This is a genomic window from Halomonas sp. SIMBA_159 (assembly GCF_046536035.1).
Classification (GTDB): Bacteria; Pseudomonadota; Gammaproteobacteria; order Pseudomonadales; family Halomonadaceae; genus Vreelandella; species Vreelandella venusta_A.
The window spans coordinates 1-268 of sequence record NZ_JAWJBT010000673.1 but is presented as its reverse complement, the minus strand read 5'-3'; the positions used below and the strand labels follow the sequence as shown (position 1 = coordinate 268).

Annotated in this window: 1 protein-coding gene; it reads left to right on the top strand. The window is 44.0% G+C overall.

The features are described 5' to 3' along the window. Positions 1 to 268, top strand: a 268-nt coding sequence (locus R0J87_RS20905) for a ribosomal RNA small subunit methyltransferase A (RefSeq protein WP_498888661.1), incomplete at both ends; no start/stop codon positions are given.

Genomic DNA, 268 nt, shown 5'->3' with positions numbered 1-268 from the left:
GCATCACCCTGTTCTTGCCAGCAAGTTGACGATTCATCAGGCTGACGCAATGAAGTTTGACTTCACCAGCCTGGTTAAACCGGGTCAGAAACTAAAAGTTTTCGGTAATTTGCCTTACAATATTTCTACGCCTTTGTTATTTCATTTGTTTCAGTATGCTGATCAGATCGAAAATATGCATTTTATGCTGCAAAAAGAGGTTGTGCAGCGCATGACGGCAACCCATGGTAGCAAAGCGTTTGGCAGGCTCAGCGTTATGACGCAGTAC